General features: G+C 71.4%; 9 protein-coding genes and 1 pseudogene. 7 read left to right on the top strand and 3 right to left on the bottom strand.

Annotated elements, in window-relative coordinates; translation table 11 throughout:
• The 5 genes from MTQ10_RS22225 to MTQ10_RS22210 form a co-directional block, all read left to right on the top strand.
• A partial coding sequence (locus MTQ10_RS22225) for a transposase (protein ID WP_247471319.1) occupies positions 1-407 on the top strand: 407 nt, incomplete at its 5' end.
• 153 nt (positions 408-560) lie between these two features.
• Positions 561-2156, top strand: a complete 1596-nt coding sequence (locus MTQ10_RS22220) for an acyl-CoA carboxylase subunit beta (RefSeq protein WP_247471316.1) — start codon at positions 561-563, stop codon at positions 2154-2156.
• Between the two features lie 9 nt (positions 2157-2165).
• Entirely contained in the window at positions 2166-2375 is a 210-nt protein-coding gene (locus MTQ10_RS22215; RefSeq protein ID WP_247471313.1) for an acyl-CoA carboxylase epsilon subunit, read from the top strand.
• Between the two features lie 136 nt (positions 2376-2511).
• Positions 2512-2640, top strand: a complete 129-nt coding sequence (mmpB, locus tag MTQ10_RS31350; protein ID WP_282612483.1) for a morphogenic membrane protein MmpB — start codon at positions 2512-2514, stop codon at positions 2638-2640.
• A 53-nt stretch (positions 2641-2693) separates the two neighbouring features.
• Entirely contained in the window at positions 2694-3314 is a 621-nt protein-coding gene (locus MTQ10_RS22210; RefSeq protein ID WP_247471291.1) for a nucleoside triphosphate pyrophosphatase, read from the top strand.
• A 180-nt stretch (positions 3315-3494) separates the two neighbouring features.
• Here MTQ10_RS22210 and MTQ10_RS22205 read toward each other — a convergent pair whose 3' ends face one another.
• Positions 3495-4088, bottom strand: coding sequence for a hypothetical protein (locus MTQ10_RS22205; protein ID WP_247471288.1), 594 nt, complete (start codon positions 4086-4088; stop codon positions 3495-3497).
• Between the two features lie 374 nt (positions 4089-4462).
• On the opposite strand from MTQ10_RS22205, the gene MTQ10_RS22200 reads away from it, so the two are divergent.
• Complete coding sequence (locus MTQ10_RS22200) at positions 4463-6235, top strand: acetyl/propionyl/methylcrotonyl-CoA carboxylase subunit alpha (RefSeq protein WP_247471286.1); 1773 nt, start codon at positions 4463-4465, stop codon at positions 6233-6235.
• A 153-nt stretch (positions 6236-6388) separates the two neighbouring features.
• Here the strand turns inward: MTQ10_RS22200 and MTQ10_RS22195 are convergent, their stop codons facing one another.
• Positions 6389-7312 carry a DeoR/GlpR family DNA-binding transcription regulator gene (locus tag MTQ10_RS22195; protein ID WP_282612484.1) on the bottom strand — a complete coding sequence of 308 codons (924 nt, stop codon included), beginning with the start codon at positions 7310-7312 and terminating at the stop codon, positions 6389-6391.
• 274 nt (positions 7313-7586) lie between these two features.
• Positions 7587-9044, bottom strand: a pseudogene (locus MTQ10_RS22190) (NAD(P)H-quinone dehydrogenase); the annotation flags it as partial.
• A 104-nt stretch (positions 9045-9148) separates the two neighbouring features.
• On the opposite strand from MTQ10_RS22190, the gene MTQ10_RS22185 reads away from it, so the two are divergent.
• On the top strand, positions 9149-9586 hold the full coding sequence (locus tag MTQ10_RS22185; protein WP_247471278.1) for a gamma-glutamylcyclotransferase: 438 nt from the start codon (positions 9149-9151) through the stop codon (positions 9584-9586).
• The last annotated feature ends 562 nt before the right edge of the window (positions 9587-10148 follow it).

Genomic DNA, 10148 nt, shown 5'->3' with positions numbered 1-10148 from the left:
GCAAGAACTACCGCTACTCCACCAACCACCAGGTCGTCATCGACGCCGACACCCGCCTCGTGGTCGCCGTCGGCAAGCCGCTGCCCGGCAACCGCAACGACTGCCGGGCCTGGCAGGAGTCCGGCGCCAAGGCCGCCGTCGGCACCACCCCCACGGTGATCGCCGACGGCGGGTACCGGGGCACCGGCCTGACCATCCCGCACTACCGCCGGCACCAGGACGAGGAACTGCCGGCCTGGAAGGAGGAGCACAACGCCTCCCACCGCAAGGTCCGCGCCCGCGTCGAGCACACCTTCGCCCGCATGAAGAGCTGGAAGATCCTCCGCGACTGCCGCCTCAAAGGCGACGGCGTCCACCACGCCATGCTCGGCATCGCCCGCCTGCACAACCTCACCCTCACCGGATGACAGGCAAACGAGCAGGTCAGCCTGCATGCCTCAGATCATTTACGGGACAACCTCTAGGTGTGGTAAACACCGCACTGCCGCCTCGGGGAGGCACCACTACGCTACGGATGAGTAACCGTCCCCCCTTTTGAGCAGGCAGGGAGCCGCATCCCGATGTCCGAGCCGGAAGAGATCGACATTCATACGACCGCGGGCAAGCTCGCGGATCTCCAGCGCCGCATCGAGGAGGCGACACACGCCGGCTCCGCCCGCGCCGTGGAAAAGCAGCACGCCAAGGGCAAGCTGACGGCGCGTGAGCGGATCGACCTGCTGCTGGACGAGGGGTCCTTCGTCGAACTGGACGAGTTCGCCCGGCACCGTTCGACGAATTTCGGGCTGGAGAAGAACCGCCCGTACGGGGACGGTGTCGTCACCGGTTACGGCACGGTCGACGGCCGTCCGGTGGCGGTTTTCTCGCAGGACTTCACCGTTTTCGGCGGTGCGCTCGGCGAGGTCTACGGCCAGAAGATCGTCAAGGTGATGGACTTCGCGCTGAAGACGGGCTGCCCGGTCATCGGCATCAACGACTCCGGCGGCGCCCGTATCCAGGAGGGTGTGGCGTCGCTCGGCGCGTACGGCGAGATCTTCCGCCGCAACACGCACGCCTCGGGTGTGATCCCGCAGATCTCGCTGATCGTCGGCCCGTGCGCGGGCGGCGCGGTGTACTCGCCCGCGATCACCGACTTCACGGTGATGGTCGACCGGACCAGCCACATGTTCATCACCGGCCCTGATGTGATCAAGACGGTCACCGGTGAGGACGTCGGCTTCGAGGAGCTGGGCGGTGCGCGCGCCCACAACACCACCTCGGGTGTCGCCCACCACATGGCCGGCGACGAGAAGGACGCTATCGAGTACGTCAAGCAGCTGCTGTCGTACCTGCCGTCGAACAACCTGTCGGAGCCGCCGGTCTTCGCGGAGGAGGCCGACCTCACGGTCACCGACGAGGACCGCGAGCTGGACACGATCATCCCGGACAGCGCGAACCAGCCGTACGACATGCACACGGTGATCGAGCATGTCCTGGACGACGCCGAGTTCTTCGAGACGCAGGCGTTGTTCGCGCCGAACATCCTCACCGGTTTCGGCCGGGTCGAGGGGCACCCGGTGGGTGTGGTCGCCAACCAGCCGATGCAGTTCGCCGGCTGTCTGGACATCGCCGCCTCGGAGAAGGCCGCGCGCTTCGTGCGTACGTGCGACGCGTTCAACATCCCGGTGCTGACCTTCGTGGACGTGCCGGGCTTCCTGCCGGGCGTCGGCCAGGAGCACGAGGGCATCATCCGCCGCGGCGCCAAGCTGATCTACGCGTATGCGGAGGCGACCGTTCCGCTGATCACCGTGATCACCCGGAAGGCGTTCGGCGGCGCGTACGACGTCATGGGCTCCAAGCATCTCGGTGCCGACCTGAACCTGGCCTGGCCGACCGCGCAGATCGCGGTGATGGGCGCGCAGGGCGCGGTGAACATCCTGCACCGGCGCACGATCGCCGAGGCCGAGGCGAACGGCGAGGACCTGGAGGCGGTGCGGGCGCGGCTGATCCAGGAGTACGAGGACACCCTCCTCAACCCGTACGTCGCGGCCGAGCGCGGCTACATCGACGCCGTGGTCATGCCGTCCGAGACCCGCCGGCACATCGTGCGCGGGCTGCGGCAGCTGCGTACGAAGCGGGAATCCCTGCCTCCGAAGAAGCACGGCAACATCCCCCTGTAAGGAGCCGCTGTGACGATCAAGGTCGTACGGGGAAACCCGACACCGGAGGAGCTGGCCGCCGCTCTGGCGGTGGTCAGGGCCCGCGCCGCGGCAGCCGCCTCGCTGCCGTCGGGCGCGGACACCCCGAAGGACGCGTGGAACGACCCGGCGCGCATCGCGGGCCGGCGGCTTCCCCTGCCCGGCCGCGCGGCCTGGGCCAGGACGTACTGGCCCGGCTGAGCCCCACCGGGTTCGGCCGAGCCGAGCCCCATCGCCCCCCGGGCGCCTGGGGACCGTGCCCCGGGGACGGTGCGGGGCGCCAAGTTGAGTACGCGTACTCAGGCGCCCCGCCACCGCCCGGCCGCACGCTGGAGGCATGCTGTGGTCCGACCCCGAGAACGAGCCGCCGGAAGAACTGCGCGAGATGCAGGAGAAGCTTCGGCGGCTGGGTCTGCTCATGGCCGTCGCCATGCTGCTGGCGATGCTCGTCCTGGGCCTGCGCTGACCGGCGCCCGGGACGGAGGTGAGGCGCCCCTGCCGGGTGACTAACCTGACGGCATGACCGCTCAGCGCAGGCGACTCGTGCTCGCCTCCCAGTCCCCGGCCCGGCTCGCCCTGCTCCGCCAGGCGGGCCTCGACCCCGAGGTGATCGTCAGCGGGGTCGACGAGGACGCCGTCTCCGCTCCCACCCCGGCCGATCTCGCCCTCGCCCTCGCCGAGGCCAAGGCCTCCGTCGTGGCCGCGAAGCCCGAGCTGAAGGGCGCCCTGGTGATCGGCTGCGACTCGGTGCTCGACCTGGACGGCGAGCCCCTCGGCAAGCCGGCCGACGCCGAGGAGGCCATCGCCCGCTGGAAGGCGATGCGCGGACGGGCCGGCACGCTCCAGACGGGCCACTGTGTGTACGACACGGTCAGCGGCCGGTACGCCTCCGGCATCGCCTCCACCGTCGTCCGCTTCGGCGACCCCACCGACGAGGAGATCGCCGCGTACGTCGCCACCGGCGAGCCGCTCTACGTCGCCGGCGCTTTCACCCTGGACGGCCGCTCGGCGCCGTTCATCGACGGCATCGACGGGGACCACGGCAATGTGATCGGGCTGAGCCTGCCCCTGCTGCGCCGGCTGCTGCGGGAGCTGGGGGTCGGCATCACGGAGCTGTGGACGCCGGTGGAGGACGCCTGAGCCACCGGTGCGGCTGCGGGGCGTGGGACGCCTGAGCCACCGGTGCGGCTGCGGAGCGTGGGACGCCTGAGCCACCGGTGCGGCTGCGGGGCGTGGGACGCCTGAGCCACCGGTGCGGCTGCGGAGCGTGGGACGCCTGAGCTGCGGGGGCTCGCCCGCACCCGGCGGCCCGTCGCCCCCTCAGCGCCCCAGCGCCGCCTCGGGCTCCCGCCGCCCGTCGCGCTGCGCGGGCACCCCGCCGGGGGCCGTCGGCGTGCCGCCCGCCGGGGTCTCGCCGCCCGCCGGCGCCCCGGCGTCGGCGGGCGCCGTGCCGTCCGGCCGCGCGCTGCCCGTCTCCGGCTCCGCGGGGCCGTTCCCGGCGGCGCCCGGCGCGCCCGCGCCCTCCTGGCCGTCGTACGTCATCAGCAGCAGCACGATCAGCGCCAGCATCACCACCATGAACACGAACGCGGTCCAGCCGATCAGCCCCCAGGCGAGCGCGCCGAGCAGGGCGTGCACGACCGCCGCGCTGATCAGCAGGATGCGGCCGAAGAGCCCGGGGGCGCGGTCGCGGACGGCGACCAGCAGGGCGGCCACCGCGCACAGCGCGAAGTAGAGGCCGAAGACGACCGCCCCCGCCTTCGAGGACGTCTCCATGACGTCCGGGTCGACACCGGCGAGCGACATCTGCTGCCGGTCCGCGACCATGCCGAGGAACCAGTTGACGGCGGCGATCCCGAGCGCCTCGGCGAAGAGAAGCACCGTCACGACCCACGCCACCGGTCTGCGCACCACGCTCTCCACCCACTTCCGACCGCGGCATCGGCGCGGCTGTAGTCACCCCGAGTACGTTCGCGACAGCGCGAACGCTACTAACGGGTAAAGCAGGGGACAAGAGCTGTGCCGCGGGCAAAGAATCATTGGGCCATTCGTAGGGACTCCACAAAGAATCCGAGTGGCCCCGCACACGCCCTCACAGAGACCTTGACCACATGGGAGGGCTAGGGTTTTCCGGAGGAGTCCTGCGTACCGAGGTGCGACAAGGGATTTCGCGGGTCGAGCGTGCCCCGCATCACGCTCCGTGTGGGCAAGCTCACCATTGGGGACGGGTCGAAGTGCCGTGTCGGCAGTCCCTAAACTCGGCTTGTTTCAAGGAGGGAGCCTCAATCGTGCGCAAGGTGCTCATCGCCAACCGTGGCGAAATCGCTGTCCGCGTGGCCCGGGCCTGCCGGGACGCCGGGATCGCGAGCGTGGCCGTCTACGCCGACCCGGACCGGGACGCTCTGCATGTCCGCGCCGCGGATGAGGCGTTCGCCCTGGGCGGTGACACCCCGGCCACCAGCTATCTCGTCATCGACAAGATCCTGAACGCGGCGAAGGAGTCCGGCGCTGACGCGATCCACCCGGGTTACGGCTTCCTCTCCGAGAACGCGGACTTCGCCCAGGCGGTCATCGACGCCGGGCTGATCTGGATCGGCCCGCCCCCGCAGGCCATCCGCGACCTGGGTGACAAGGTCGCCGCCCGTCATATCGCGCAGCGCGCGGGCGCTCCCCTCGTCGCGGGTACGCCGGACCCGGTGTCCGGCGCGGACGAGGTCGTCGCCTTCGCGGAGGAGCACGGCCTGCCCATCGCGATCAAGGCCGCGTTCGGCGGTGGCGGGCGCGGTCTGAAGGTGGCCCGCACGCTGGAAGAGGTGCCGGAGCTGTACGAGTCCGCGGTGCGCGAGGCGGTCGCCGCCTTCGGCCGCGGCGAATGCTTCGTCGAGCGGTACCTGGACAAGCCCCGGCATGTGGAGACGCAGTGCCTGGCGGACCGGCACGGCAACGTGGTCGTCGTATCGACGCGTGACTGCTCGCTCCAGCGCCGGCACCAGAAGCTGGTCGAGGAGGCGCCGGCGCCGTTCCTGACGGACGAGCAGACCGCCGAGCTGTACCGGGCGTCGAAGGCCATCCTGAAGGAGGCCGGGTACGTCGGTGCGGGCACGGTCGAGTTCCTCGTCGGCAACGACGGCACGATCTCCTTCCTCGAGGTCAACACGCGTCTTCAGGTGGAGCACCCGGTGACCGAGGAGGTCGCCGGTGTCGACCTGGTGCGGGAGATGTTCCGCATCGCCGACGGCGAGGAGCTGGGCTACGACGACCCGCCGCTGCGCGGCCACTCCTTCGAGTTCCGCATCAACGGCGAGGACCCGGGCCGCAACTTCCTGCCCGCGCCCGGCACGGTCACCAAGTTCGCCGCGCCGTCGGGTCCGGGCGTGCGCCTGGACGCGGGTGTGGAGACCGGCAGTGTCATCGGCCCGGCCTGGGACTCGCTGCTGGCCAAGCTGATCGTGACGGGCCGTACCCGCAAGGAGGCGCTCCAGCGCGCCGCCCGCGCCCTGGAGGAGTTCCAGGTCGAGGGCATGGCGACGGCGATCCCGTTCCACCGCGCGGTGGTCAAGGACCCGGCGTTCGCGCCGGAGGTGCACGGCTCCGACGCCCCGTTCACGGTGCACACGCGCTGGATCGAGACGGAGTTCGTCAACGAGATCAAGCCGTTCGCGGCGCCGGCCGACGCCGACAGCGAGGACGAGGCGGGCCGTGAGACCGTCGTCGTCGAGGTCGGCGGCAAGCGGCTGGAGGTGTCCCTGCCGGCGTCGCTCGGGATGAGCCTGGCCCGTACGGGTCTGGCTGCGGGCGCCAAGCCGAAGCGCCGCGCCGCGAAGAAGTCCGGCCCGGTCGCCTCGGGTGACACGCTCGCCTCCCCGATGCAGGGCACCATCGTGAAGGTCGCCGTGGAGGAGGGCCAGGAGGTCAAGGAGGGCGACCTGGTCGTCGTCCTGGAGGCCATGAAGATGGAGCAGCCGCTGAACGCGCACAAGGCGGGCACCATCAAGGGCCTGTCCGCGGAGGTCGGCGCGTCCGTCACGTCGGGCGCCGCGATCTGCGAGATCAAGGACTGACCGCCGCCCGACACAGCGGTTCCCGTTCCCCGTTCCCGGTTCGCCGGGTGCGGGGAACGCGCGTATCAGGCCCGGGGCGGCCTGCCCGCTTTCTTCGTACGACGCCTGGGGCGGCCCCGGGCCGGGCGTCGCGGCCGGCCCGGTACGGCAGACTCAGCGGCGCCGGAGGTCGGCCACCCTGGCCGCGCGCTCGGTGGCGGCGGACTGCTCACCGAAGGCGTTCGCGGCCCGCAGCGGCACCTGGCGGCGCGGCGCGGGAAGCGGCACGTCCCGGCGCTGCTGCCGGCGCGCCGGGACGTCGTCACCCCCCTGGTTCCCGTTCGCCCCGGCCACGGCGATCTGCACCCCCTGGTCTGCGAGGGCCTGGAGTTCGGTGGCGGCGCGGTCGTCGTGGGCGGGCGGCTCGTCGGTGACGAGGCGGGTGATGAGGTCGGTGGGCACCGTCTGGAACATGGTGTCCGTGCCGAGCTTGGTGTGGTCGGCGAGGACCACGACCTCGGCGGCGGCCTGGACGAGGGCCCGGTCGACGGAGGCCGAGAGCATGTTCGAGGTGGACAGCCCGCGTTCGGCGGTCAGTCCGCTGCCCGACAGGAAGGCCCTCGACACCCTCAGCCCCTGAAGCGACTGCTCGGCCCCGCTGCCGACGAGCGCGTAGTTGGAGCCGCGCAGCGTGCCGCCGGTCATCACCACCTCCACCCGGTTGGCGTGGGCCAGGGCCTGGGCGACCAACAGGGAGTTGGTGACGACGGTCAGACCGGGCACCCGGGCGAGCCGGCGGGCCAGCTCCTGGGTGGTGGTGCCGGCGCCGACGACGATGGCCTCGCCCTCTTCGACGAAACCGGCGGCGAGGTCGGCGATGGCCGTCTTCTCGGCGGTCGCGAGATGGGATTTCTGCGGGAAGCCGGACTCCCGGGTGAAGCCACCCGGCAGTACCGCACCGCCGTGCCGGCGGTCGAGGAGTCCTTCGGCCTCCAGTGCACGCACGTCCCGCCGTACGGTCACTTCGGAGGTCTGGACGACGCGGGCGAGTTCACGGAGCGACACGGCACCGTTCGCTCGCACCATTTCGAGGATCAATTGGCGACGTTCTGCAGCGAACACGAAACTGACAGTAACGCGGGCGACCGTCTGGTTTCAGCAGTATGCGCCGATTAAACGAAGTTGTTCGCACAGGACAGCGGAAGGTGGTATAAGGCCTATCCGTGCCGCCTATGCCATCCGCATGATCGGGGCCCGGGCCCTCACGGGCCCTTCCGGGCACGACGAAACGGCTCCCCGCCCGGAAGGGCCCGTGAGGGCCCGGAAGGACGAGGAGCCGGCCGTACGGTCGCGCGTGCGGACGGGGAAGGTGCTACGCCTCCGAGGCGGTCTTGCGGGTGTGCAGCTGCCGGGCCACCTCGGCGATGGAGCCGGACAGCGACGGGTAGACCGTGAACGCGTTGGCGATCTGCTCGACGGTCAGATTGTTGTCGACCGCGATCGAGATCGGGTGGATGAGTTCCGAGGCGCGCGGCGCGACGACCACACCGCCGACGACGATCCCGGTGCCCGGACGACAGAAGATCTTGACGAAGCCGTCCCGGATGCCCTGCATCTTGGCGCGCGGGTTGCGCAGCAGCGGCAGCTTCACCGCACGGGCGTCGATCTTGCCCGCGTCCACGTCGGCCTGCGTGTAGCCGACGGTGGCGATCTCGGGGTCGGTGAAGACGTTGGAGGAGACCGTCTTCAGATTGAGCGGGGCCACCGCGTCGCCGAGGAAGTGGTACATGGCGATACGTCCCTGCATCGCGGCGACGGACGCGAGCGCGAACACGCCGGTCACGTCACCGGCCGCGTACACACCGGGCGCGGTCGTACGGGACACCTTGTCGGTCCAGATGTGCCCGGACTCGCGCAGCTTGACACCGGCCTCCTCCAGGCCGAGGCCCGCGCTGTTCGGGATGGCGCCGACCGCCATCAGACAATGCGTGCCGGAGATGACCCGGCCGTCGGCGAGCGTCACCTCGACGCGGTCGCCGACCCGCTTCGCGGACTGGGCGCGGGAACGCGCCATGACGTTCATGCCGCGCCGGCGGAACACGTCCTCCAGGACGGCGGCGGCGTCCGGGTCCTCACCCGGCAGCACGCGGTCACGGGACGACACGAGCGTCACCCGGGACCCGAGCGCCTGGTACGCGCCCGCGAACTCGGCGCCGGTCACACCGGAGCCGACCACGATCAGCTCTTCCGGCAGCTCGGTGAGGTCGTAGACCTGCGTCCAGTTCAGGATGCGCTCGCCGTCCGGCTGGGCGTCGGGCAGCTCGCGCGGGTGGCCGCCGGTGGCGATCAGCACGGCGTCGGCGGTCAGCGTCTCCTCGGAGCCGTCGGCGGCGGTGACGACGACTTTGCGGGAACCGTCCAGGGCCTGCATGCCGTCCAGCCGGCCCCGGCCGCGCAGCACACGGGCGCCTGCGCGGGTCACGGAGGCGGTGATGTCGTGCGACTGGGCGAGCGCGAGCCGCTTCACACGCCGGTTGACCTTGCCCAGGTCGACGCCGACGACACGGGCGGCCTGCTCCAGGGGCGGGGTGTCGTCGGCGACGATGATGCCCAGCTCCTCGTACGACGAGTCGAACGTGGTCATCACCTCGGCCGTCGCGATGAGGGTCTTCGACGGCACGCAGTCGGTCAGCACCGACGCGCCGCCGAGGCCGTCGCAGTCGACGACGGTCACCTCCGCGCCGAGCTGGGCGGCCACCAGGGCCGCTTCATATCCGCCGGGTCCGCCACCGATGATCACGATCCGAGTCACGTACCCCATTGTCCCGCACCGTCCGGCGTGGTACCGCCCGGGGGCGCCGGACGTGCCGTGTCCGTGACAAACGGGGTCTCCGGGGGCGGGGGCGGTGTGAGGGGCTGCCGTAGGCTTCCCGCATGTCGCTCTACGCCGCGTACGCCGGCAACCTCGACGCGCGGCTCATGTCCCGCCGCGCCCCGCACTCGCCGCTGCGCGCCACCGGCTGGCTGAACGGCTGGCGGCTGACGTTCGGCGGCGAGCACATGGGCTGGGAGGGCGCGCTGGCGACGATCGTCGAGGACCCGCTGTCGCAGGTGTTCGTCGCGCTGTACGACATCGCGCCGATGGACGAGGACGCGCTGGACCGCTGGGAGGGCGTCGGCCTGGACATCTACCGCCGGATACGGCTGCGGGTGCACACGCTGGACGGCGAGTCGTCGGCGTGGGCGTACGCGCTGAACGGCTACGAGGGCGGGCTGCCCTCGGCCCGCTACCTCGGGGAGATCGCCGACGCGGCGGAGTCGGCGGGGGCGCCGCACGACTACGTCATGGAACTACGGAAGCGCCCCTGCTGAGCGTGACGGTCCCCACTTCACCTGGGCCCGGTGAAAGTCCTTCGCGGTGAACCCCGCGCCCCTCTTTGCCACCGGGGTGCCGGTGACGCCGCTTGCGCGCAGTTCCCCGCGCCCCCCTTTGCCACCGGGGTGCCGGTGACGCCGCTCGTGCGCAGTTCCCCGCGCCCCCCTTTGCCACCGGGGTGCCGGTGACGCCGCTCGTGCGCAGTTCCCCGCGTCCCTTTTGGGGTGCGTGCGGTTTCGTTGTTCACCGCGGGCCGGTGGGGGCTTGGCGCGCAGTTCCCCGCGCCCCTTGATGTGGCGGGGCCATCGTTTCCACCTGCGGGCCGGTGGGGGGTTCTCGCGCAGTTCCCCGCGCCCCTTGATGTGGCGGGGCCATCGCTTTCACCTGCGGGCCGGTGGGGGCGTTCGCGCAGTTCCCCGCGCCCCTGTGGTCACCTGCGGGCCGGTGGGGGGTTCTCGCGCAGTTCCCCGCGCCCCTGATGCCTGCGGCGGCCCGTTTCGGTGGTCGGGTGGCTGGTGTAGCGCCACCTGTCCGGTGGTGGGGTCGGGGGCGCGCCGG

The sequence above is a fragment of the Streptomyces sp. XM83C genome, from assembly GCF_023072675.1.
GTDB lineage: Bacteria > Actinomycetota > Actinomycetes > Streptomycetales > Streptomycetaceae > Streptomyces > Streptomyces thermocoprophilus.
The sequence above is the reverse complement of the archived record's forward strand: the minus strand, read 5'-3'. Positions and strand labels throughout refer to the sequence as shown.

Bases quoted from the DNA above. Each gene is read 5' to 3' on its own strand.
- MTQ10_RS22220 (WP_247471316.1), top strand. From the start codon at position 561: ATGTCCGAGCCGGAAGAGATCGACATTCATACGACCGCGGGCAAGCTC.
- mmpB (WP_282612483.1), top strand. From the start codon at position 2,512: ATGCTGTGGTCCGACCCCGAGAACGAGCCGCCGGAAGAACTGCGCGAG.
- MTQ10_RS22210 (WP_247471291.1), top strand. From the start codon at position 2,694: ATGACCGCTCAGCGCAGGCGACTCGTGCTCGCCTCCCAGTCCCCGGCC.
- MTQ10_RS22185 (WP_247471278.1), top strand. From the start codon at position 9,149: ATGTCGCTCTACGCCGCGTACGCCGGCAACCTCGACGCGCGGCTCATG.